General features: G+C 65.3%; 20 protein-coding genes. 13 read left to right on the top strand and 7 right to left on the bottom strand.

What is annotated here, in order from left to right; genetic code table 11:
* Window positions 1-134: 134 nt before the first annotated feature.
* Together AB7290_RS25595 and AB7290_RS25590 are read right to left on the bottom strand one after the other, a co-directional pair.
* Window positions 135-1,310 (bottom strand): IS481 family transposase, encoded by a 1,176-nt coding sequence (locus tag AB7290_RS25595; protein ID WP_085398134.1) that lies wholly within the window; start codon window positions 1,308-1,310, stop codon window positions 135-137.
* A 118-nt stretch (window positions 1,311-1,428) separates the two neighbouring features.
* On the bottom strand, window positions 1,429-2,199 hold the full coding sequence (locus AB7290_RS25590; RefSeq protein WP_085402204.1) for an enoyl-CoA hydratase: 771 nt from the start codon (window positions 2,197-2,199) through the stop codon (window positions 1,429-1,431).
* A 153-nt stretch (window positions 2,200-2,352) separates the two neighbouring features.
* Here AB7290_RS25590 and AB7290_RS25585 point away from each other — a divergent pair, with 153 nt between their 5' ends.
* On the top strand, window positions 2,353-2,883 hold the full coding sequence (locus tag AB7290_RS25585) for a PaaI family thioesterase (RefSeq protein ID WP_085402205.1): 531 nt from the start codon (window positions 2,353-2,355) through the stop codon (window positions 2,881-2,883).
* A gap of 69 nt (window positions 2,884-2,952) precedes the next feature.
* Window positions 2,953-3,573, top strand: coding sequence for a TetR/AcrR family transcriptional regulator (locus AB7290_RS25580; protein ID WP_085402206.1), 621 nt, complete (start codon window positions 2,953-2,955; stop codon window positions 3,571-3,573).
* A gap of 109 nt (window positions 3,574-3,682) precedes the next feature.
* Here AB7290_RS25580 and AB7290_RS25575 read toward each other — a convergent pair whose 3' ends face one another.
* The gene (locus tag AB7290_RS25575) at window positions 3,683-4,591 is read right to left on the bottom strand and encodes a LysR family transcriptional regulator (RefSeq protein ID WP_028157678.1); all 909 of its coding nucleotides are present in this window, start codon (window positions 4,589-4,591) and stop codon (window positions 3,683-3,685) included.
* A 101-nt stretch (window positions 4,592-4,692) separates the two neighbouring features.
* Between AB7290_RS25575 and AB7290_RS25570 the strand changes: the two genes are divergently transcribed.
* The 8 genes from AB7290_RS25570 to AB7290_RS25535 all read left to right on the top strand — a co-directional run bounded on the left by AB7290_RS25570 (window position 4,693) and on the right by AB7290_RS25535 (window position 13,956).
* Window positions 4,693-6,189 carry a CoA-acylating methylmalonate-semialdehyde dehydrogenase gene (locus AB7290_RS25570; RefSeq protein WP_063983817.1) on the top strand — a complete coding sequence of 499 codons (1,497 nt, stop codon included), beginning with the start codon at window positions 4,693-4,695 and terminating at the stop codon, window positions 6,187-6,189.
* Window positions 6,190-6,212: 23 nt separating this feature from the next.
* Window positions 6,213-7,358, top strand: a complete 1,146-nt coding sequence (locus AB7290_RS25565; protein ID WP_085402207.1) for an isobutyryl-CoA dehydrogenase — start codon at window positions 6,213-6,215, stop codon at window positions 7,356-7,358.
* On the top strand, window positions 7,355-8,422 hold the full coding sequence (locus tag AB7290_RS25560; RefSeq protein ID WP_085402208.1) for an enoyl-CoA hydratase/isomerase family protein: 1,068 nt from the start codon (window positions 7,355-7,357) through the stop codon (window positions 8,420-8,422). Before AB7290_RS25565 ends, AB7290_RS25560 begins: the two co-directional genes overlap by 4 nt.
* 24 nt (window positions 8,423-8,446) lie before the next feature.
* On the top strand, window positions 8,447-9,343 hold the full coding sequence (mmsB, locus tag AB7290_RS25555) for a 3-hydroxyisobutyrate dehydrogenase (RefSeq protein WP_283808576.1): 897 nt from the start codon (window positions 8,447-8,449) through the stop codon (window positions 9,341-9,343).
* Window positions 9,343-11,058, top strand: a complete 1,716-nt coding sequence (locus tag AB7290_RS25550; RefSeq protein WP_085402210.1) for an AMP-binding protein — start codon at window positions 9,343-9,345, stop codon at window positions 11,056-11,058. Before mmsB ends, AB7290_RS25550 begins: the two co-directional genes overlap by 1 nt.
* Window positions 11,059-11,538 carry a MaoC family dehydratase gene (locus tag AB7290_RS25545; RefSeq protein WP_085402211.1) on the top strand — a complete coding sequence of 160 codons (480 nt, stop codon included), beginning with the start codon at window positions 11,059-11,061 and terminating at the stop codon, window positions 11,536-11,538.
* A 283-nt stretch (window positions 11,539-11,821) separates the two neighbouring features.
* Window positions 11,822-12,739: an SDR family NAD(P)-dependent oxidoreductase gene (locus tag AB7290_RS25540; RefSeq protein WP_085402212.1), complete on the top strand. Its 918-nt coding sequence runs from the start codon at window positions 11,822-11,824 to the stop codon at window positions 12,737-12,739.
* The gene (locus AB7290_RS25535; RefSeq protein WP_085402213.1) at window positions 12,736-13,956 is read left to right on the top strand and encodes an NAD(P)/FAD-dependent oxidoreductase; all 1,221 of its coding nucleotides are present in this window, start codon (window positions 12,736-12,738) and stop codon (window positions 13,954-13,956) included. The genes AB7290_RS25540 and AB7290_RS25535 overlap by 4 nt, the downstream gene beginning before the upstream one ends.
* On the opposite strand, the gene AB7290_RS25530 is transcribed toward AB7290_RS25535, so the two are convergent.
* Window positions 13,957-15,174, bottom strand: a complete 1,218-nt coding sequence (locus AB7290_RS25530; RefSeq protein ID WP_085402214.1) for an MFS transporter — start codon at window positions 15,172-15,174, stop codon at window positions 13,957-13,959.
* 93 nt (window positions 15,175-15,267) lie between these two features.
* On the opposite strand from AB7290_RS25530, the gene AB7290_RS25525 reads away from it, so the two are divergent.
* On the top strand, window positions 15,268-16,170 hold the full coding sequence (locus AB7290_RS25525) for a LysR family transcriptional regulator (protein ID WP_085402215.1): 903 nt from the start codon (window positions 15,268-15,270) through the stop codon (window positions 16,168-16,170).
* On the opposite strand, the gene AB7290_RS25520 is transcribed toward AB7290_RS25525, so the two are convergent.
* The 3 genes from AB7290_RS25520 to AB7290_RS25510 form a co-directional block, all read right to left on the bottom strand.
* Window positions 16,167-17,246 (bottom strand): D-TA family PLP-dependent enzyme, encoded by a 1,080-nt coding sequence (locus AB7290_RS25520; protein WP_354080443.1) that lies wholly within the window; start codon window positions 17,244-17,246, stop codon window positions 16,167-16,169. The genes AB7290_RS25525 and AB7290_RS25520 overlap by 4 nt on opposite strands.
* A 108-nt stretch (window positions 17,247-17,354) precedes the next feature.
* Window positions 17,355-19,166 carry an ABC-F family ATP-binding cassette domain-containing protein gene (locus AB7290_RS25515; protein ID WP_085402217.1) on the bottom strand — a complete coding sequence of 604 codons (1,812 nt, stop codon included), beginning with the start codon at window positions 19,164-19,166 and terminating at the stop codon, window positions 17,355-17,357.
* Between the two features lie 2 nt (window positions 19,167-19,168).
* Window positions 19,169-19,672 carry a YaiI/YqxD family protein gene (locus AB7290_RS25510; protein WP_063983805.1) on the bottom strand — a complete coding sequence of 168 codons (504 nt, stop codon included), beginning with the start codon at window positions 19,670-19,672 and terminating at the stop codon, window positions 19,169-19,171.
* Between the two features lie 107 nt (window positions 19,673-19,779).
* On the opposite strand from AB7290_RS25510, the gene AB7290_RS25505 reads away from it, so the two are divergent.
* Together AB7290_RS25505 and AB7290_RS25500 are read left to right on the top strand one after the other, a co-directional pair.
* Window positions 19,780-20,580, top strand: coding sequence for a hypothetical protein (locus AB7290_RS25505; protein ID WP_085402218.1), 801 nt, complete (start codon window positions 19,780-19,782; stop codon window positions 20,578-20,580).
* Window positions 20,581-20,598: 18 nt separating this feature from the next.
* Complete coding sequence (locus tag AB7290_RS25500) at window positions 20,599-22,023, top strand: DUF5107 domain-containing protein (RefSeq protein ID WP_085402219.1); 1,425 nt, start codon at window positions 20,599-20,601, stop codon at window positions 22,021-22,023.
* The last annotated feature ends 29 nt before the right edge of the window (window positions 22,024-22,052 follow it).

Raw genomic sequence — 22,052 nt, 5'->3', positions numbered from 1 at the left:
CTTGGGCTGCGGCTAGGGGGACGGTAGCCGCCACACCAAACACTGTCATCGCCCGCGAAGGCGGGCGATCCAGTACTCCGAGACAGCTGTGATGAATCGAGGGGCCGCGGCGTACTGGATGCCCCGCCTTCTGTTTAGCCCGGAGACATGGCTGACACCTGTTCGGACACATCACTGACAGGTTGGCCATTGGTCAAGTCGATCGATGCGACCTGCCAGCTGGCGAAGAAGATTCCGTAGTGGCCGTCACGATCCAGCGGCCGGATGGCAAGGCGTTCGCGGGCGAAGGCCTGGGGAACTTTCCAGAAGTGTCCCTTGAAGGAGATGTAGGGTCTTGTCGATGAGACCCTGCGCACGATCTCGCCGCTGTCGTATTCGACGTTCGGAACGCGGGCCGGCATGGGGCGAGCACTTGGCCGGAAGCGATCGGCAGGGACCTGCATATCGAGGCCTTGGTGAGGCCGCTCCAGATTGTAGACCGGCCGCCAGGCGTCGAAGGCGCGCTGGACTTCCGGGAGAGTTCGGAAGCGGCGCATTGCAAACACCTCGGCCTTCAGGGTGCGATGGAAGCGTTCGTTCTTGCCGCGGGCCTGTGGGTGGCATGGCCTTGCGTGCACCACCCTGACGCCAAGCTTGAGCAGCCACACCTTCAGTCCGGTCCAACGAATGCCGGACGTATCGCCCCAGGGTGAGCCATTGTCGGTGTAGAAGGCCTCCGGCAGGCCATAGCAGCGGAACGTCGTCGACAGGTGATTCTGCACGGTGAGGCGCTGCTCGTCGGCACATGCCTTCAGGCACAGCACGTAGCGCGAGTGATCGTCGACGATCGTTAGCGGATGGCACCGCGTCCCATTGGCGAGCGGCAGGTGACCCTTGAAGTCCATCTGCCACAGCAGGTTGGGAGCTTCCTTCTCGAACCGGTGGCCCGGATTGGGCGGCGCATTCTCACTCGGTTTGATCCGGTCGTTCCGACACAGGATCTGGTGCACCGTTGATGGCACAGGCACCGTCTGCCCGCCCCGCTTCAGGCAATGGGCAATCTTCCGTGCTCCCCAAGCCGGATGCTTGTCGCGTACAGCCAGGACTTCTGCCTCGACCGCAGCCTCACTCCGCTTGGGCATCGCATGCGGGCGCCGGGAACAGTCGGCCAGCTCCCGATCGCCGGCCTGCCAGCGCGCCAGCCACTTGTAGCCGACGTCAGGACTGATGTTGAACCGACGGCACAGTTCGCGCCGGTTGGCGCCCTCCTGCAAAGCCAGCCGCACAAACTCGTGGCGCTGATCCATCACTGACACCTCGCTCCAAGGCATGGACGGCCTCCCGAATCGGACCAATCCAGCCAATGTTGATGTGTCAGCTATGTCTCCGAACACCCGTCAGTGATCTGTCCGGGCTAAACACTTCGCGGGGCATGACACTGTCTTTGGATTACCGCTTCCTGTTCACGAACGCCTGCATCAGCCGCGTCGGCTCGTCTGTCAGGAACGACTCGCCGAACACCTTGACGCTGAGATTTACCGACTCCGTCAGCGGCAGTTCCTCCCACTGCCGCAGCAGGGCCTTCTGCGAGCGCAGTGCCTCGGGGCCGCATTCGAGCAGCGCGTTGACGAGATGCTCGACTTCAGTATCCAGCCCGCCCTCGGGGGCGACCTTGTCCACCAGGCCCCACGCCAGCGCCGTTGGCGCGTCGATGTTCTCCGCCGTCATCACCAGCCAGCGGGCGCGGGCCCAGCCGATCAGGCGCGGCAGCAGGGCAGCGTGGATCACCGAGGGGATGCCGACGCGGACCTCCGGCATGCCGAAATGCGCATCGTGTGCAGCGATCCTAAAATCGCAGGCGGCGGCGACTTCGAGGCCGCCGCCGAGGCACCAGCCCGGCATCCGCGCGATGACGGGGGCCGGGAATTGGCGCACGGCTTCGCAGAGATCGCGCAGGCGGCTGATGAAGGCTTCGGCTGACTTCTGGTCGAGCTTGGCCATCTCCTTGATGTCGGCGCCGCCGATCATGCTCTTCTCGCTCTGGCCGCGCAGCACCACGACGCGGATGCTGCGGTCAGTCGCGAGGGTCTGCAGGCCTTCGCGCACGGCATCGGTGACGGGCGAGCCCAGAATGTTGAGCGGGCCGGCGTTGCAGATCGCGACATGGACGACGCCGCGCGCATCGCGCGTCACGCCGCAGTGATTGTTGAGCATTTCCATCGGAGCATCTCGGAGTTTCGTGGACATGCGCGAGGCGCGCGGGTCGGGATCACTTCGGTGCCGAAACGCCCTGCTTGTCAAGCGGGTGGGGGACGGAGTTGCCATGGCGAAGTTCGTGACATAGTATGACATGTATCATACAAAGAGGCCGCCATGACCTGTAACGATCAACTCGACCTGTTTTCGCCCGCGCAGCGGCGTGAGCGCGTGGTGGACTGGCAGGTGCCTGCGCCGGTTGCAAAAGCAGCGATGGGGCTTTCAGGCATGGACGCGATGCTGGGAATCCGCGACGGCCGGTTGCCGCCGCCGCCCTTCGCAAAATTGATCGGTTTCACCATGGCGGTGGTCGAGCCGGGCCGGATCGTGATGGAACTGGAGCCGCGCGAGGATCTCGAAAATACCATCGGCCTCCTGCACGGCGCGACCGCCGCGGCGCTGATTGATACCGCCATGGGCTGCGCGATTTCGACGCGGCTGGAGCCCGGGCAATCGTCCGTGACCCTCGACCTGAAAATGACGTTCCTGCGCCCGCTGTCGGTCCGTTCCGGGCTGATCTCGGCCGAAGGCAAGATCATCAAGCTGGGGCGCCAGGCCAGCTACACGGAAGGCTTCGTGCGCGACGGCAAGGGTGCGCTCGCAGTCCATGCAACTGCAACCTTTTCCATGATCGGCGCGACAACTTAACATGAATTAATGCACCGCCTGGTCCATTTTTGTGTTATGAGATGATCTCCGACATTCAATGAGACCCGCATGCGCTATTCCCGGGAACACAAGCAGGAAACCCACGACCGAATCGTGAAGAAGGCCTCCGTGCGGCTGCGCGAAAAGGGCGCTCACGGCATCGGCGTCGCCGACCTCATGAAGGAGGCGGGCCTGACCCATGGCGGCTTCTACGCGCATTTCGACTCGCGCGAGGCGCTGGTGATCGAGGCCTTTGCCTACGCCATGGACCGCTCGATGGAGCACTGGCGCAAGCAGTCCGATCAGGTCGCGCCCGAAAAGCAACTGACCCAGATCGTCGAGACCTATCTTTCGGCGTTGCATCGGGACAATACCGGCCATGGCTGTTCGATTCCCGCGCTTGGCGCCGAGATCGCCCGCGAGAGCCCGAAGACGCGCAAGGCATTTGCCGGAAAGCTCGACGAGATGGTCGAGATGATGACCGATTTCATCCCCAACCTGCCGCGCAAGGCCGCGCGCAAGCAGGCGATCGCGACGCTGGCCACGATGGCCGGCACCATGCTGCTGGCGCGCATTGCCGGCTCCAGCGAATTGTCGGACGAGGTGCTGAAGGCGGGCAAGGACAGCGCGCTCGATGGCGCGAAACGCGAGCCGAAGGTGACGGCGGCGAAGAAGGCGAAGCAGAACTGAGGTTCGGTAGGGTGGGCAAAGGCGCTCCAGCGCCGTGCCCACCATCTCTCCACGCCTGCAAGAGACATGGTGGGCACGCTTTCGCTTTGCCCACCCTACGAGACCGTCGTTACCTTCCCGCAAACAACGCCCGCTCGCGCTCCACGATCTCGCCGATGTAATCGGCCACCGCGCGGATCCGCGCGAGGTCCTTGCTGTCCGCGTGCATCAGCATCCAGAACGTCCGCGTGATCGATATCTCCTCCGGCAGCACCGCCACCAGCTGCGGGTAGTCGCTCGCCATGAAGTGTGGCAGCACGGCGATGCCGAAGCCCGCGAGCGTGGAATTGAGCTGCGCGATCAGATTGGCACTGCGGAAGCGCGCCGAAATCCGTGGCGATACCTGCGGGAGGTAGTCGAGCTCGGGCGTGAACAGCAGCTCCTCGATATAGCCGACGAAGCGATGCTGCGGCAGATCCTGCCGCGAGGTGATCTTCGGGAAACGGTCGAGATAGGCCGGCGCCGCATAAAGCCCGAGGCGGTAGTCCAGGAGCTTGCGGCCGACGATGCGGCCTTCCTTCGGCATGGTCAGGCTGATCGCGATATCGGCCTCGCGCTTGGAGAGACTGAACAGCCGCGCGGTGGCCACAAGTTGCAGATCGAGGTCGGGATAACGATCCGCGAAGGGCGCCAGCCGCGGCGCCAGGAAGGCGGTGCCGAACCCGTCGGGCGCGCCGATCCGCACCGTTCCGGTCAGCCGCGCCACCGAGCCGCCGACCTGCTCCTGGTTGGCGACGATGGTCGATTCCATGGCTTCCGCGCTGTCGGCGACGCGCTGGCCGGCCTCGGTGAGGAGATAGCCGGTCTTGCGTCGGTCAAACAGCTTGGCCGAGAGGTGTCTCTCCAGCCGGTCGACGCGGCGGATCACGGTGGCGTGGTCGACCCCGAGCTGTTTAGCCGCAGCCGAAACCGAGCCGCCCCGCACGATGGCCAGCACGAAGCGGAAGTCGTCCCAGTCGATGCTACCTTGATCCAGCATTTTCGCACATCTATGGTGCATTATCTCAGACTTGAATCCTATAAAATGCAGGTCGATAGGATTTGTCAAAGCGTTCACGCTCGACCTCAGGAGATCATTCCATGCGTTCAATCGGACATTTCATCGGTGGCAAGGAGGTCAAGGGCACCTCAGGCCGGACGGCAGACGTTTTCGAGCCGATGACCGGTGACGTCCAGGCCAAGGTGGCGCTGGCGTCCAAGGCCGAGGTCCGCGCTGCCGTGGAGAACGCCCGTGCCGCCCAGCCGGAATGGGCCGCGACCAACCCGCAGCGCCGCGCCCGCGTCATGATGAAGTTCGTGGAGCTGGTGCAGCGCGACTACGACAAGCTCGCCGAGCTGCTCGCGCGCGAGCATGGCAAGACCGTGCCGGACGCCAAGGGCGACATTCAGCGCGGCCTCGAAGTCGCGGAGTTCGCCTGCGGCATCCCGCATCTGATGAAGGGCGAATACACCGAAGGCGCCGGCCCCGGCATCGACATCTATTCCATGCGCCAGCCGCTCGGCGTCGTTGCGGGCATTACGCCGTTCAACTTCCCGGCGATGATCCCGATGTGGAAGTTTGCCCCCGCCATCGCCTGCGGCAACGCCTTCATCCTGAAGCCGTCCGAGCGCGACCCCGGCGTGCCGATGATGCTCGCTGAGCTGATGATCGAGGCGGGCCTGCCGGCTGGCATCCTCAACGTCGTCAACGGCGACAAGGAAGCGGTCGACGCCATCCTGGACGATCCCGATATCAAGGCCATCGGCTTCGTCGGCTCCACGCCGATCGCGCAATACATCTACGAGCGCGCAGCCCAGACCGGCAAGCGCTGCCAGTGTTTTGGCGGCGCCAAGAACCACGCCATCATCATGCCCGACGCGGACATGGACCAGGCGGTCGACGCGCTGATCGGTGCGGGCTACGGCTCGGCCGGCGAGCGCTGCATGGCCGTCTCCGTCGCCGTTCCCGTCGGCAAGTCCACCGCCGACCGGCTGATGGAAAAGCTGATCCCGCGCGTCGAGTCGCTCAAGATCGGCACCTCAATCGATCCGTCCGCCGACTACGGTCCGCTGGTCACGCGCGAGGCGGTCGAGAAGGTCAAGAGCTACATCGACATTGGCATCAAGGAAGGCGCGACGCTCGCCGTCGACGGCCGCGGCTTCAAGATGCAGGGCTACGAGAAGGGGTTCTATCTCGGCGGTTCGCTGTTCGACAACGTCACCAAGGATATGCGGATCTACAAGGAAGAGATCTTTGGCCCGGTGCTCTCGGTCGTGCGCGCGCACGACTACAAGGAAGCGCTGGCGTTGCCGTCGGATCATGACTACGGCAACGGCGTCGCCATCTTCACCCGCGACGGCGACGCCGCGCGCGACTTCGCGGCCAAGGTCAATGTCGGCATGGTCGGCGTCAACGTGCCGATCCCGGTGCCGATCGCCTATTACACTTTCGGCGGCTGGAAGAAGTCGGGCTTCGGCGATCTCAACCAGCACGGCCCGGACTCGGTGCGCTTCTACACCAAGACCAAGACGGTGACCTCGCGCTGGCCGTCCGGCGTCAAGGAAGGTGCGGAGTTCTCGATCCCGCTGATGAAGTAACCCTCTCAAGAGCGAGGCCGGGGATGCAGTTCGCTCTGAACGAGGATCAGGTCGCGGTTCGCGACATGGCGTTGGCGTTTGCGGCCGAGAAGATCGCGCCGCACGCGCTGCGCTGGGACGAGGAAAAGCATTTCCCCGTCGACGTGATGCGCGAGGCTGCCGCGCTCGGCATGGGCGGCATCTACATCCGCGAGGATGTCGGTGGTTCCGCCATGACGCGGTTCGACGCGGCGCTGATCTTCGAGGCGCTGGCGACGGGCTGTCCGACCACATCGGCCTTCATCTCCATCCACAACATGGCGTCCTGGATGATCGATGCCTTCGGCAGCGACACCCAGCGCCACAAATGGTTGCCGAAACTCTGCTCGATGGAGCTGATCGCGAGCTACTGCCTGACCGAGCCGGGCGCCGGCTCCGATGCGGCAGCGCTGCGCACCCGTGCCGTGCGCGACGGCGACCATTACGTCCTCAACGGCCAGAAGCAGTTCATCTCCGGCGCCGGCGGCACGGATCTCCTGGTCGCCATGGTCCGAACTGGCGGTGACGGCGCCGGCGGCGTCTCGACCCTCGTGATCGACGGCAACACGCCCGGCGTCTCCTACGGCGCCAATGAGCGCAAGATGGGCTGGAATGCGCAGCCGACCCGCGCCGTGATGTTCGAGAACGCCCGCGTGCCGGTTGCCAACCGGCTGGGCGAGGAGGGCATCGGCTTCAAGATCGCGATGGCCGGCCTCGATGGCGGCCGCCTCAACATCACCGCATGCTCGCTCGGCGGCGCGCAGACCGCGCTCGACAAGGCGCGCACCTACATGAAGGAGCGCAAGGCTTTCGGAAAACGTCTCGACGAATTCCAGGCATTGCAATTCCGGCTCGCCGACATGGCGATCGAGCTCGAGGCCGCGCGCACCTTCCTGTGGCGCGCAGCGGCGGCGCTCGACCGCAAGGACCCCGATGCCACCATGCTGTGCGCCATGGCAAAGCGCTTCGGCACCGATGTTGGCTTCGAGGTCGCCAACCAGGCGCTCCAACTCCATGGCGGCTACGGCTATCTCAGCGAATACGGCATCGAGAAGATCGTGCGCGATCTGCGCGTGCACCAGATCCTCGAAGGCACCAATGAAATCATGCGGCTCATCGTGGCGCGCAAATTGATCGAGGGCGCGCGATGAGTTCAGTGGAGGAGGGTGATCTGGTCGCCCGGGTCGAGGGCGCAGCTGGCGTGATCCGGCTCAATCGCCCCAAGGCCATCAACGCCGTGACGCTGGAGATGTTTCGCGACATCGAAAAGGCGCTCGACCGCTTCGAGGCCGATTCCGCCGTCGCCGTGATCCTGCTGGAGGGGGCCGGCGAGCGCGGCCTGTGCGCCGGCGGCGACATCCGCACGCTCTGGGAAAGCTCGAAGGTCAACGGTGACCTCGGCAAGATCCTGTGGCGCGAGGAGTACATCCTCAACGCCCGGATCAAGAAGTTTCCGAAACCGTATGTCGCGTTCATGGACGGCATCGTGATGGGCGGCGGCGTCGGGCTCTCCGCCCATGCCAGCCACCGCGTCGTCACCGACCGCACCAGGCTCGCGATGCCCGAGGTCGGGCTCGGCTTCTTCCCCGATGTCGGCGGCACCTTTCTGTTGTCGCGCTCGCCGGGCGAGATCGGCACGTATTTCGGCCTGACCGGTCAGACCATGAACGGGCCCGATGCAATCCATGCGAAGTTCGCCGATGCTGTCGTGCCGGCGGTGAAATTGCCGGAACTGCGCGAGGCTCTGACAAGGACTCCTTCTGGGGCGACCGCAGCCGATGTCAGCAAGCTCATCAACGGCTTTGCGACCGGTGAGACCGCGGGGCCGGTCGCCGCGAAAGAGCCTGTTATCGACGCGTTGTTCGGCTTCGACCGCATGGAGGACATCGTCGCTGCGCTCAAGCGCGACGGCTCCGAGTTCGCGCAGTCGACGCTGAAGACGCTCAACGAGAAATCGCCGCGCGGCATGGTGGTGACGTTGAAGCTGCTGCGGCTCGCGCGCACCGCATCGAGCCTGGAAGAGTGCCTGGTGCGCGAGTATCGCGCCGCGCTGGAGGTCTTCCGCAGTGACGATTTCCGCGAAGGCGTGCGCGCGGCCGTGATCGACAAGGACCGCAATCCGACCTGGTCGCCGCCGTGCATCGAGGACGTGACGCCGGCGATGATTGCGCCGTATTTCGCCGAGATCGGCGCCGACGAACTGAAGTTCAACTAATCAACGAAACGTCTAGCGGAGGATATCGATATGGCCACGATCGCATTCATCGGTCTCGGCAACATGGGCGGCCCGATGGCGGCCAATCTGGTCAAGGCCGGCCACAAGGTGACGGCGTTCGATCTCGTCGAAGCCTCCCGCAACCAGGCCAAGGCCGATGGCGCCGGCATCGCCGATAGCGCTACTGGTGCGGTGAAGGGCGCCGATGTCGTCGTCACTATGCTGCCGGCCGGCAAGCACGTGCTCGGCGTCTGGAGCGAGGTTGTTCCGGCCATGGCCAAGGGCGCGCTGATCATCGACAGTTCCACCATCGACGTCGAGAGCGCGCGTCAGGCGCATGCGCTGGCGGCCAAGCACGGCGTGCTATCGGTCGACGCGCCGGTGTCCGGCGGCACGGGGGGGGCCAAGGGCGCGACGCTCACCTTCATGTGCGGCGGCGAGGAGAGCGCGTTCGCGACGGCAAAGCCCGTGCTGGAGAAGATGGGCAAGAAGATCGTGCATTGCGGCGGCGCCGGCGCCGGGCAGGCGGCAAAGATCTGCAACAACATGATCCTCGGCATTTCCATGATCGCGGTGAGCGAGGCCTTTGCACTCGGTGAGAAGCTCGGGCTCTCGCATCAGGCGCTGTTCGACGTCGCTTCGACCTCGTCGGGCCAGTGCTGGTCGCTGACGACCTATTGCCCGGTGCCGGGCCCGGTGCCGACCTCGCCCGCCAACAACGATTACAAGCCGGGCTTTGCCTCGGCGCTGATGGTGAAGGATCTGACGCTGGCGCAGGACGCTGCCAAGGCCGCGGGCGCGGCCACGCCGCTCGGCAAGCATGCGCAGGAGATCTATCAGTCCTTCGATGCCGCCGGGCAGGGCGGGGTGGATTTTTCCGGAATTATCAAGCACGTTAGGGGGCTAGCCGGGAAAGCCTAATGACGACATTTCAGGACGCGCGCGCGTTTCTGCTAAAGCACCGCACGGATTACGAGACAGCGGTCAAAGACTTCCGCTGGCCCGATCCGGTTCCCTTCAATTGGGCGCTCGACTGGTTCGACGAGCTCGCGAAGGATGCGGACACCAAGGACCGGCCCGCGCTCTGGATCGTCGATGCCGCACAGGACAAGCAAACCAAGCTGTCTTTCGCGGCGCTCTCGCAGCGCTCCAACCAGGTCGCCAACTTCCTGCGCGCGCAGGGTCTGAAGCGCGGCGACCACCTGCTGCTGCTGCTCGGCAATGTGGTGCCGTTGTGGGAGACGATGCTGGCGGCGATGAAGCTCGGCGTCGTCGTGATTCCCGCCACCACGCTGCTCACCGCGGACGAGCTGCGCGACCGGCTCGATCGCGGCAAGGCGAAGGCGGTGGTGGCAGCGCAAGACCAGGTCGCGAAATTCGCAAGCCTTGGTGCCGAGAATGTTGTCCGCATCGTTGTCGGTGCGGCCTCCGATGGCTGGCTTGCCTATGACGAGGCAGCGAAGGCTTCGGAGAGCTTTACGGCTGACGGTCCGACCAATGCCGACGACCCGATGCTGCTCTATTTCACCTCGGGCACCACGGCGAAACCAAAGCTGGTGCTGCACAGCCAGCGCAGTTATCCCGTCGGCCATCTCTCGACCATGTACTGGATCGGGCTGAAGCCGGGCGACGTCCACCTCAACATCTCATCGCCCGGCTGGGCCAAGCACGCCTGGAGCTGCTTCTTCGCGCCGTGGAATGCCGGCGCGACCGTGTTCGTGGTCAACCAGCCGCGCTTCGATGCCAAGGGTCTGCTTGCCACCATCGGCCGCTGCGGCGTCACCACGCTGTGCGCGCCGCCGACGGTGTGGCGGCTGTTCATCCAGGAGAACCTTGCGGCGTTCAAGGTGAGCTTGCGCGAGGTCTGCGGCGCCGGCGAGCCGCTCAATCCGGAAGTGATCGACCAGGTGCAGGCCGCCTGGGGCCTCACCATCCGCGACGGCTACGGCCAGACCGAGACCACCGCGCTGGCCGGCAACTCGCCGGGCCAAAAGATCAAGGTCGGCTCGATGGGCCGGCCGCTGCCGGGCTATCGCGTGCAGGTCAGCGACGCCGACGGCCATCCGGCGAAGGAAGGCGAGGTGGCCCTGGTGCTGGGTGCTGACCGTCCGGCCGGCCTGATGCAGGGCTATCAGGGCGACGACGGCAAGCTCTCGGGCGCGGAAGGCGCGCTCTACCGCAGCGGTGACGTCGTGTTCGCGGACGAGGATGGCTATCTCACCTTCGTTGGCCGTTCCGACGACGTGTTCAAATCCTCCGATTATCGCATCAGCCCGTTCGAGCTGGAGAGCGTGCTGCTCGAGCATGAGCTCGTCGCAGAAGCCGCGGTGGTGCCGAGCCCGGACCCGATCCGGCTCGCGATCCCCAAGGCCTTTGTGCTGCTGACATCAGGTGCGGAGCGCTCGCCCGAGACAGCGCTGTCCATCTTCAGGCATCTGCACACGCGCCTTGCACCGTTCAAGCGCATCCGCCGCCTTGAAATCGTCACCGAGCTGCCGAAGACGATCTCGGGCAAGATCCGCCGCGTGCAGCTCAGACGGCTGGAGCGCGATGACGACCGCAACGATCCCCTGCGCGGTCGCGAATTCCGGGAAGAGGATTTTCCGGAGCTGCCGAAAACACGGAGTGAGACCTAAGTGAACGAAGTCTGGAAGAAGCCGCCTATTTCCCTCGAAGCCTATCAGGCCATGGTCGGCAAGGAGATCGGCGTGTCGTCGTGGCATCTGGTCGATCAGCCCCGCATCGACACCTATGCCGACGTGATCGAGGATCACCAGTTCATCCATGTCGATCCGGAGCGTGCGAAGAAAGAGACCGCCTTCGGCACCACCATCGCCCACGGCTTCCTGACGATGTCGCTGCTATCGATCATGTCCTACGAGGTGATGCCGGTCATCGCCGGCACCACGATGGGCGTGAACTACGGCTTTGACAAGCTGCGCTTCATCTCGCCGGTGCGCTCGGGCAAGCGCGTCCGCGGCCGTTTCGTGTTGGCCGAAGCCAAGCTGCGCAAGCCCAACGAGTTGCATTCCCGCACCAACGTCACGGTGGAGATCGAGGGCGAGGACAAGCCGGCGCTGGTCGCCGACTGGCTGGGGTTGATCTATTTCGCCTGACCCGATGCGTCGTTGCCGGGCTTGACCCGGCAACCCATCGCTGCTCAAAAGCTGACCAAATCTCGTGCGGAGCGCTCTTGCCCTCTCCCCCTGTGGGAGAGGGTGGCTTCGCGGAACGCGAAGCCGGGTGAGGGGTATCTCTCCACGAGCGCATCCGTTGAGAGAGACCCCTCATCCGGCGCCGTAGCCGACGCTACGCGTCGGCGTCTTTTTAGGACGGCGGCCGTAGGCCGCCTATGCCACCTTCTCCCACAAGGGGAGAAGGAAGAAAGGAAGCACACACATGGCAATCAGGTTCGACGGACGTGTCGCCATCGTCACCGGCGCGGGTAATGGCCTCGGACGCGCGCATGCGCTGGGGCTGGCGAGCCGCGGCGCCAAGGTCGTCGTCAACGATTTCGGCGGCGCGCGTGACGGCAGCGGCGGCTCGCTGTCGCCGGCTGAAGCCGTCGTCGAGGAGATCCGTAAAGCCGGCGGCACCGCGATGGCCGACGGCGCCGACGTCTCCAATTTCGAGCAGGTCACCGCGATGGTCGAGCGCGCCACCAAGGAGTGGGGCAGCGTCGACCTGATGTGCGCCAACGCAGGCATCCTGCGCGACAAGTCGTTCGGCAAGATGGAGGCCGCCGATTTCCAGAAGGTGCTCGACGTGCATCTCGTCGGCACCTTCTATTGCTGCAAGGCGGCCTGGGCCGGCATGCGTGACCGCAATTACGGCCGCATCGTGCTGACGACGTCGTCCTCCGGCCTCTACGGCAATTTCGGCCAGGCCAATTACGGCGCGGCCAAGTCCGGCATGGTCGGCCTGATGAACGTGCTGGCCGAGGAAGGCCGCAAGACCGACATCCGCGTCAACATCATCTCGCCGACCGCGGCGACCCGCATGACGGAAGAGCTGCTGCCGCCACAGGCGCTGCAACTGATGAAGCCGAACGCGATCACGCCCGCTGTCGAATACATGCTGAGCGAGGACGCACCGACCCGCACCATCATGGGCGCCGGTGCCGGCTCCTTCGCCGTGATCGAGATTGTGGAGAGCGAAGGCATCAACCTGCCGGAATCCGACTGGACGCCGGATGCGGTCGCCGCGCATTTCGCCGAGATCAGCGACATGTCGAAGGCGAAGGCGCTGCAGGGCGCGTTCGAGCAGACGCAGAAATACGTGGCGCAGGCCGCGGCACGGGCGGGGATCAAGCTCTGACTGACGTCGCCGTCATCGGTGCCGGTCCCGCCGGGCTGATGGCGGCGGAGGTGCTGGCGCAGGGCGGCGCCCGCGTCAGTGTCTACGATGCCATGCCGTCCGCGGGCCGCAAATTCCTGATGGCTGGCCGCGGGGGGCTCAATCTCACCCACAGCGAGCCGCTGCCGGAGTTCATGGCACGCTACCGCGAGGCAGCGCCGATGCTGCAAGCGGCGATCGCGGCGTTCTCGCCCGATGGGCTCCGCGCCTGGAGCGCGGCGCTGGGCGAGCCGACTTTCGTCGGCAGCAGCGGGCGCGTGTTTCCAAAGGCGTTCAAGGCCTCGCCCTTGCTGCGCGCCTGGCTGCGACGCCTCGACGCCGCCGGTGTGCGTTTCGCGTTTCGTCATCGCTGGACCGGCTGGGACGACCAAGGACGGCTTCGGTTTCAAACAGCCGACGGCGTGCAGGCCATCGCGGCCAAGGCCACAGTCCTCGCGCTCGGCGGCGCAAGCTGGCCGCGGCTGGGCTCCGACGGCGGCTGGGCCGATATCCTTGCGTCCAAAGGCGTTGCGATCTCGAAGCTGCGGTCGGCTAATTCCGGCTTCACCGTCGCATGGTCCGACGTGTTCCGCGACCGCTTTGAGGGCCAGCCGCTCAAGGGCGTGGCGCTGACCATCGGGGCGCATACGGTCCGCGGCGAAGCCATGATCACGCGCAGCGGCATCGAAGGTGGCGCCATCTACGCGTTGTCGGCCGAGCTGCGCGAGGCGGTGCTGGGTCTTGGGCAGGCGACGCTGACGATCGCGTTGCGGCCCGACCTCGAGGCTGATGCGCTGACCACGCGCCTGTCGGGCACGCGCGGCAAGCAATCGCTGGCGAACTTCCTGCGCAAGGCGGCGCAGCTGTCGCCGGTGGGCATCGGCCTGATGCAGGAGGCCGCCATCGCATCCGGCCGGCCGCTGGCGTCGTTCTCGCCGGCGGAGCTTGCGAAGCTGATCAACGCCATTCCGGTTCAGCTCACCGGCGTTTCCCCGATCGAGCGCGCCATCTCGACGGCGGGCGGAGTGACGTTCGACGAGCTCGACGAACGCCTGATGCTGCGCAAGCTGCCCGGCGTCTTCGCCGCCGGCGAGATGCTCGACTGGGAGGCGCCGACCGGCGGCTATCTGTTGCAGGCGTCGTTTGCGACGGGGGCGGCGGCCGGAAGGGGCGTGTTGCGATGGCTCGCGTCGTCCTGATCACGACGTGCCGGTCCTGGTCAGAAGATCGGTGAGAAGGCCTAGCACACCAAAGCTCGCCGCGACCACGCAGACAGCGGTCCAGCCGCCAAAACTCCAGGCCAGCGAGGCCGCTGCGGAGCCGACGCCGCCGCCGATGAAGAACAGCGCAACGAACAGGCCGTTGATGCGGCCGCGCGCCTCGGGGTGCAGCAGATTGATGGCGCGGCGGCCGAGCGTCTGGTCGGCGGTGATGCCGACGTCGAGCAGGATCGTGCCGAGGCTCAATGCCAGCAGAGCCGCCATGCGGGACTCCATCGCACCGGCCACGGCGCAGAGCGCGAGCGAGCCGATGATGAGCAGATGCGCCACAAGAAACAGCGGGCGCGCCCAGCTCTTATCGCCCCAGCGGCCAGCGAGCGGTGTCGCCGCGGCGCCTGCGACGCCGATCAGCGCGAAGGCCGCGATGCCCTTGGAGTCGAGGCCGAATGGCGCCTCCGGCAGGCGCAGCGCGACCGCCGACCAGAAGGCGGTGAAGGAGGCCATGACCAGCGATGCGGTCCAGGCCCGCACGCGCAGCACAGGTTCTTCCCGCAGCAGCCTTGGGAACGAACGGAGCAATTCGCCGTAGCCGACGCGGGCTGCCGGTCGCAGCGTCGGCAGATAACGGCCGAGCGCACCCGCGAGGAACGTCATCAGGATGGCTGAGGCGAGATAATAGGCACGCCAGCTCCAGAGATCTGCGATCAGGCTCGCTGCCGGCCGCGACAGCAGGATGCCGATCATCAATCCGCTCATGACTTCACCGATGGCCTGGCCGCGACGCTCGGGCGCCACCATCGAAGCCACGAGCGGAACCATCATCTGGATCGCGGCGCAGGAGGCGCCGAGAATGAATGTGGCGAGCAATAGCAGCGACGGCGTCGGCGCCAGCGCCGTTGCCAGCGCCGCGAAGATCGCGCAGCCGAGCGTGCGCAGGATCAGGCGCCGGTTCTCGATGAGATCGACCAGCGGCACCAGCAACAACAGGCCGAGCGCATAGCCGAGCAGCGTTAGCGTGCTGACGAGGCCTGCCTGCCAGGCGGTCATGGCCAGCGACCGGCCGATCAGTCCAACCAGGATCTGCGGCGCGAACAAATTGGTGACGACGACGCCGGTGGTGATGGCGCCGAGCCAGATCAGGGATCGCTCGGCAAGTTGCTTCGGGGATGCGAGCTTGGTGGTTTCGGAGATGGTCATGGGACCTCGCGGGCTGGGTACGGGGTCCCCTTTAAGCGGGGTGACTAATATGCTACAATTCAATTAAGCCTATAAAGAATATGCGAGTTCGTTATGAATACCCATGACCTTGTCGCCTTCGTCGCTGTGGTCGAGACCGGATCAATCGTTGCCGCCTCGACGCGCCTCAATCTCACGCAGCCTGGCGTAACCCGGCGCATCCAGAATCTCGAGGAGATGCTGGGCGCGCAGTTGTTGGACCGCCTGTCGAAACCGTTGAGGCCTACGGCCGCAGGTCGTGAGGCCTATGAGCAGGGCCGGCGCCTTCTTCGGATGCTGGACGACCTCAAGTCAGGCGTCGCCAATGACGGCGTTGTGCGCGGCGAGTTCAGGCTCGGCCTCACGCCGTTTCTCTCCGAGGCCGGACTCAGCGCGCCGCTCGACGCGGTGCGTGCCGAATTTCCGGCACTGAGCGTGCGCGTTGTCTCGGGCTGGTCGCCTAACCAAGTCGAGCGGGTCAGCCGCAACGAGCTGGATGCCGCCGCGATCTGCCTGCCTGACGGGGCAACGCCGCCTGCCGATCTCGTCGCCGACGATCTCGGGTCGCAGCCGGTGGTGTTCGTCGTCGCGCGCGACATGAAGATTCCGCGCACCGTCGACCTGGAGCGCCTGTCGCAGCTCTCGTGGGTGATCAACCAGGACGGTTGCGGATTTCGCGACACACTCAAGCGTCGCTTCGATGCAGAGCATTTACCGTTCACCGTCGCTGTGGAGGCGCTGGACAGCGAGTTGCGGCTGTCGCTGGTGTCACGCGGTCTGGGCGTCGGCCTGGTCACGCCGATCGGGCTGAAGCGCAGCGCATTTCGCGACAAGCTCAAGCCGGTCGCTGCGCGGGAGTTCAATCCCGCCGTGCGCGCATGGCTGGTGCATCGCCCGCCGGCCGGGCGACTGACTCGCCCGATCAACCTGTTCCGCGACGGACTGGATCGGGAGCTGCAAGCTCTAATTCGCGCCTAGCGCAGCTTCCCGCGCGCCGCCACCGGCAGCGTGCCGATGATCTCCTCGCCGCGCACCATCACGACCTCGTCCATCATGTTGACGACGACGCAGACGTGGTTCGGCACGATCCGCACGACGTCGCCGATATTGGGGCGCGTGTTGCTGCGTGAGAGGTCAAGGAAGCCGTGTTCTTCCGCGAAGCGCGCGATTTTGGCCTCAGGATGCTCCAGGATCAGGCCGTGGCCGTCGAGGCCGCCGGTGTCCGTGGTCAGCGTCTTCGAGCCGGCGTCCAGAATGCCGCGCTCGGGCGCGGCGCGGCTGACGACGGTCGAATAGATGTGCAGCGCGCAATCGTCCCAGGTGGCGGAGCCGGCGGCGACCTGCATGCGGTCATTGTAGATGTAGGTGCCGAAGCGATGCTCGGTGCCGCCCTTGAGCTTGCCGAGATTCTTCAGGTTCGGCGTGCCGCCGGTCGAGACGATCTTGGCGTCCAATCCGTGCGCGCGCACGCCGGCCAGCGCCTCGTCGTAGAATTTCTGCGCGTCGGCCCAACCGGTCTCGGTCGGGTACAGCATGAAGCCGGCGAATTCGAGCCCCTTGGACCCGGCGATCTCGCGGGCCAGCGCAATCGCCTCAGCCGGGGTCTCGACGCCCGCGCGCTTGCGCCCCGTGTCGCATTCGACCACGACCGAGAGCGGACGCCCCGAGGCCGCTGCTGCCTTGGGCAGGCCGGCGACGACCGTCGAGTTGTCGGCAGCGACTGTCATGTTCGCCTTCGCCTGCAGCGCGCCGAGGCGCGCCATCTTCTCTTCGCCGAGCAGATTGTAGCTGATCAGGATGTCGTCGATGCCGGCATTGGCCATGATCTCGGCCTCGCCGAGCTTCTGGCAGGTGATGCCCTTCGCGCCGGCCGCAACCTGCAGCTTGGCGATCGTCGGGTTCTTGTGCGTCTTGATGTGCGGCCGGTTGGCGACACCCGCATCGTCGCAGGCCTTCTGGATCCGTGCGATGTTGCGCTCGACCCGGTCCATGTCGATGACGGCGCAGGGCGTGCCATATTCACGGGCGATTTTGGCGGCGAGGGGAGTGGTCATGTCATCTCTCTATTTCTGGACCCGTAGGATGGGTAGAGCGAAGCGAAACCCATCAATACCTAATCCCGTTGTGCGATGGGTTTCGCTGCGCTCTACCCATCCTACAAATTACGCTTGCTCGATCTCTTCGCGGAGCATTTCCAGTTCGAGCCAGCGCTCTTCGGCGGCGGACAATTCGTCATGCGTCTTGGCGATGGCGGCGGAGGTGTCGTCGAATTTCTTGCGGTCTTTGGTGTAGAGATTGGGATCATCGAGGAAGCGCTGCAGCTTGGCAATGTCGGCGTGCAGGGTCTCGATCTTCTTCGGCAGCGTTTCCAGCGCGTGCTTCTCGTTGAAGCTCAGCCGCCGCTTTGCCGTGGCAGACGGAGCAGCCGGCCGCTCCTCTTTCTTCTCCGCGGGGGCTTGCGCCTTCGTCGTCTCGCGCTTGAGATCGGCACCGCGCTGCGCCAGCATGTCGCTGTAGCCGCCGGCATATTCGGTCCACTTGCCGTTGCCTTCGGGGGCGATCACGGACGTGACGACGCGGTCGAGGAAGTCGCGGTCGTGGCTGATCAGGATCACCGTGCCCTCGTAGTCGCCGAGCATGTCCTCGAGCACGTCGAGCGTCTCGAGGTCGAGATCGTTGGTCGGCTCGTCCAGCACCAGCAGGTTCGAGGGTTTTGCCAGCGCGCGGGCCAGCATCAGCCGGCCGCGCTCGCCGCCCGAGAGCACCTCGACAGGCGTGCCGCGCTGCTCCTGGGCGAACAGGAAGTCCTTCATGTAGCCGACGACGTGCTTCGGTTTGCCGCCGACCATGATCTGGTCGCCACGGCCGCCGGTTAGCGCCTCGGCCAGCGTCGACTTGGGATCGAGGCTTTCGCGGTGCTGGTCGAGCGTGGCCGTCTCAAGATTGGCGCCGAGCCGCACGATGCCGGAATCAGGCTCCGCGCCGCCGGTGAGCAGGTTGACCAGCGTGGTCTTGCCGGCGCCGTTCGGTCCGACGATGCCGAGCCGGTCGCCGCGCTGGATACGGGTCGAGAAATTGTCGACGATCACGCGGTCGCCGAAGGCCTTGGTGATGCCCTTGGCCTCGATCACCAGCTTGCCGGATTGCTCCGCTTCGGACGCAGCGAGACTGGCGGTGCCGGCCGTGCCGCGATAGTTGCGGCGCTGGTCGCGCAGTGCATGCAGATTGCCGAGCCGCTTGACGTTGCGCTTGCGGCGGCCGGAGACGCCGTGGCGCAGCCAGTGCTCCTCGTCGACGATCTTGCGGTCGAGCTTGTGCTGGTCGCGCTCTTCCTCGGCGAGCACCTCGTCGCGCCAGCTCTCGAACGAGGCGAAGCCACGATCGATCTGCTTGATCTTGCCGCGGTCGAGCCATGCGGTCGAGCGCGAGAGATTGGTGAGGAAACGGCGGTCATGGCTGATGATCACCAGCGCGCCGCGGCGGCTGTCGAGCTCCTTTTCCAGCCATTCGATGGTGGAGAGGTCCAGATGGTTGGTCGGCTCGTCCAGCAGCAATATGTCGGGCGAGGGCGCCAGCACGCGAGCCAGCGCGGCACGGCGGGCCTCGCCGCCAGAGACGTTGGCCGGGTTCTCGTTGCCGGTAAGCCCGAGCTGCTCCACGAGGTAGCGTGCCTGGTACGGGTCGTCGCCGGGCGCGAGGCCCGCTTCGACATAGGCGAGCGTGGTCTTGTGGTCGCCGAAATCCGGCTCCTGCGGCAGATAGCGAACGGTCGCGCCCGGCTGCACGAAGCGCGTGCCGCCGTCGGGCTCGACGAGGCCGGCTGCGATCTTCAGCAGCGTCGACTTGCCCGAGCCGTTGCGGCCGATCAGGCAGACGCGCTCGCCCGGCGCGACGTTGAGCTCGACGCCGCTCAGCAGCGGCGTGCCGCCAAAGGTGAGCTTGATGTCTTTGAGTTGGATCAGGGGCGGCGCCATGACTAGCCTTGATTCAAATTCTGGCTCGTCGCGGCCTGGTCGGCACGGCGGCGCTGGATCCGGCGCAGCGTCTGGTCGAGCGCGGAGAGGAACGCGGAGCGGTCGCGCGGCGCGAACGAGCGCGGCCCGCCGGTGACTTCGCCGGCCGAGCGCAGATCCGTCATCAGATTGCGCACCGCCAGCGTCATCCCGATCGACTCTTCCGTGAACGGCTTGCCGTTCGGCGCGATCACGTCGGCGCCCGCTTTCACGCAACGGCTCGCCAGCGGAATGTCCGATGTCACGACGACGTCGCCCGGCTTGGCCCGCTCCGCGATCCAGTCGTCGGCGGCATCCATGCCGGCGCCGGCCGCGATCCGCTCGATCATCGGGTCCTGCGGAACGCGGATGAAGTTGCCGGCAACCACGCTCACGGGCACGCCGTGCCGGAGCGCGACGCGGTAGATCTCGTCCTTCACCGGGCAGGCGTCGGCGTCGACATAGATGCGGGTGGGGGTATCAGTCATTCGCCGCGTGGTACCCCATTCGGGCCGCAAAGGCGAGGGGATTGACCGGTGTTCCCGGGGGCCTACGATCAACCCTGAAACAACAAGAATTCAGGGAAAGGCCCGCCATGCCGAACCGGCTCGAAACCTACCGCGTCGAGGCCTACAACACCGCCAAACAGTCCGAAAACAAGATGCATGACGACACGGTGGCGCGCCGCTTCGGCTTTTCCGGCGGGCTGGTCCCCGGCGTCGATGTCTTCGCCTACATGATGCACGTGCCGGTGGCGCGCTGGGGCCGCGATTTCCTGTCGCGCGGGCTGGTCGAGGCCCGCTTCATCAAGCCGGTCTATGACGGCGAGACCGCCGATGTCGATGCGACCGAGCACAACGGCCTGCTCACGATCGAGGTCTTCAGCCGCACCGAGCTCTGCGCCACGGGGACAGCGTCGCTCCCGGCGGCCGCGCCTGTGGTGTCATTGAACGACTTTGTCGAGGTCGCGGCCATTGCCGAGCGCAAGCCTGTGAGCCCGGCAGCGTTCGAGGTGGGCAAATGGCTGGGCACGACGCCGCGCCGCTGGGCCCGGCAGGACGCGACCGATTATCTCGCCGACGTCAGGGAAACCGATCCGATTTTTGCGCGCGAGGGGCTCGGCCATCCCGGCCTGATCCAGCGCGTGATGAACCGCGTCCTCGTCGACAACACGATTTTGGGCCCGTGGATCCATGTCGGCAGCCGCATGCAGCTGCTGTCGGCCGCGCGCGCCGGCGACGAGATCACCGCGCGGGCAAAAGTCACCGCGAACTACGAGAAGAAGGGCCACCGCTTCGTCGAGCTCGACGCGCTGGTCGTCGCTAACGGCACGACGCCGCTGGCGCACTGCCAGCATACTGCGATCTACCAGCCGCGCGAGCAGGCGGCGGCCTGAAAGCCAGTTGAGGTCTCCTTGCGCGCCCTCGTTTGTTTTGGAATAGCACTCCTTTTGTCGCTCCAGGCGCTTTGCGTCGTGCATGCCGCCGCACCGGTGTCCGATAGTGTGTCGCTCAGCGAGCAGACGACGACGTGGAGCACCGTCAAATTCGCCGTCGATGCGGAGAATGGCTTTGTCAGCGGGTCGCTCGACAAAAGCGTGATCGTCGAACGCAGTTTCAAATCCTACGTGCTTGAGAATCGATATCTGAAGGTAACGCTCGTGCCCGAATTCGGAGGGCGTATTCTTTCCATGGTCTACAAGCCGACCGGCCACGAGCAGCTTTATCGAACGGAGGTCGGAGTACCTTACGGCATGAAGGCCGGAAATTTCTACTACGACTGGCTGATGGTGTACGGCGGAATCTTTCCCACGTTCCCGGATGCCGAGCACGGCAAGACGTGGCTGAAGCCGTGGGCTTTCCGGGTGGTGAAGGAGGGCGCCGACGAAGTCACGGTCGTGATGTCGTTCCGGGATGACTTCGATTATCCCGCACGGCCGAGCAAGTTCAGGCGCGCGACCGGCATCGAGGCGAACTACTACGTCACGCTGAAGGCCGATCGTGCCGCACTCGACGCGCGCGTGGTGCTGAAGAATCCGAACGACGAAGCTGTCCAGTACGAGTACTGGACGTGCACGACGCTCGCTCCGGGATCGGAGCCGAAAAATCCCAGGGCAACCGGCGGCGCCGAAATCATCGCGCCGATCCGAACTTACACGACGCCTGCCTGGTCGGCCAACCTGGCAGACGGCGACGAGAGTGCGGGTATGGGCAGGCGGCGCTTCGAAAACCTGCGCTACTTCAAGAATTGGCCAACGATGGGCATCGCCTATGCTGCACCAGATATGCAGGGCGGGAATTTCTGGGGCGCCATCAACCATGACAATGCAGAAGGAATTATTCGCATTGCGGACAATACCCTCACGCGGGGCTTGAAAATGTGGACGTGGGGGTTTCCGTCGCTCACCGGCGAAACCGATGCCCGGAAGGATCCGAACGAGTGGCGGCCGTATGTCGAATTATGGGCGGGCGTGTCAGACCAGTTTTTCCACAGCACAGACTTTCCCGCACGCAGTGAGGTGTCGATTCCGGAAACCTACAGTCCGACCGTCGGCATGAGCAACGTGACGCATGCGAACGAGAAAATCCTGATCAATTTCTCGGCCGAGGCGTCTCGCGCTGTTCTCGAGTTCTTCAGCGTCGAACCGGCCATCCCGTTGCTTGTCACGTTGAAACGGGGTGACACGGCTCTGTTCAGCGGGGTCGTGAGCGCCGATCCGAACAACGGAAATCGCATTTCGGCAGCGATTGCCGACGGCCGCAGCGGGGAAAAGATACGGCTAACGATCACGACCACGGAGGGAAAGGAGTTGATCGCCGCCGAAACGGCGATCAAGTGATCTCTTTCGGAATGCCGGTCGAACCCCCG

The organism is Bradyrhizobium sp. 613_E4_N2_2, from assembly GCF_052075995.1.
GTDB lineage: Bacteria > Pseudomonadota > Alphaproteobacteria > Rhizobiales > Xanthobacteraceae > Bradyrhizobium > Bradyrhizobium barranii.
This window is presented reverse-complemented; position numbering and strand designations above follow the sequence as displayed.

Bases quoted from the DNA above. Each gene is read 5' to 3' on its own strand.
- AB7290_RS25595 (WP_085398134.1), bottom strand. From the start codon at position 1,310: ATGCCTTGGAGCGAGGTGTCAGTGATGGATCAGCGCCACGAGTTTGTG.
- AB7290_RS25505 (WP_085402218.1), top strand. From the start codon at position 19,780: ATGCCGAACCGGCTCGAAACCTACCGCGTCGAGGCCTACAACACCGCC.
- AB7290_RS25590 (WP_085402204.1), bottom strand. From the start codon at position 2,199: ATGGAAATGCTCAACAATCACTGCGGCGTGACGCGCGATGCGCGCGGC.
- AB7290_RS25525 (WP_085402215.1), top strand. From the start codon at position 15,268: ATGAATACCCATGACCTTGTCGCCTTCGTCGCTGTGGTCGAGACCGGA.
- AB7290_RS25575 (WP_028157678.1), bottom strand. From the start codon at position 4,591: ATGCTGGATCAAGGTAGCATCGACTGGGACGACTTCCGCTTCGTGCTG.
- AB7290_RS25540 (WP_085402212.1), top strand. From the start codon at position 11,822: ATGGCAATCAGGTTCGACGGACGTGTCGCCATCGTCACCGGCGCGGGT.
- AB7290_RS25585 (WP_085402205.1), top strand. From the start codon at position 2,353: ATGACCTGTAACGATCAACTCGACCTGTTTTCGCCCGCGCAGCGGCGT.
- AB7290_RS25550 (WP_085402210.1), top strand. From the start codon at position 9,343: ATGACGACATTTCAGGACGCGCGCGCGTTTCTGCTAAAGCACCGCACG.
- AB7290_RS25515 (WP_085402217.1), bottom strand. From the start codon at position 19,166: ATGGCGCCGCCCCTGATCCAACTCAAAGACATCAAGCTCACCTTTGGC.
- AB7290_RS25520 (WP_354080443.1), bottom strand. From the start codon at position 17,246: ATGACCACTCCCCTCGCCGCCAAAATCGCCCGTGAATATGGCACGCCC.
- AB7290_RS25580 (WP_085402206.1), top strand. From the start codon at position 2,953: ATGCGCTATTCCCGGGAACACAAGCAGGAAACCCACGACCGAATCGTG.
- AB7290_RS25570 (WP_063983817.1), top strand. From the start codon at position 4,693: ATGCGTTCAATCGGACATTTCATCGGTGGCAAGGAGGTCAAGGGCACC.
- AB7290_RS25560 (WP_085402208.1), top strand. From the start codon at position 7,355: ATGAGTTCAGTGGAGGAGGGTGATCTGGTCGCCCGGGTCGAGGGCGCA.
- AB7290_RS25530 (WP_085402214.1), bottom strand. From the start codon at position 15,174: ATGACCATCTCCGAAACCACCAAGCTCGCATCCCCGAAGCAACTTGCC.
- AB7290_RS25565 (WP_085402207.1), top strand. From the start codon at position 6,213: ATGCAGTTCGCTCTGAACGAGGATCAGGTCGCGGTTCGCGACATGGCG.
- AB7290_RS25510 (WP_063983805.1), bottom strand. From the start codon at position 19,672: ATGACTGATACCCCCACCCGCATCTATGTCGACGCCGACGCCTGCCCG.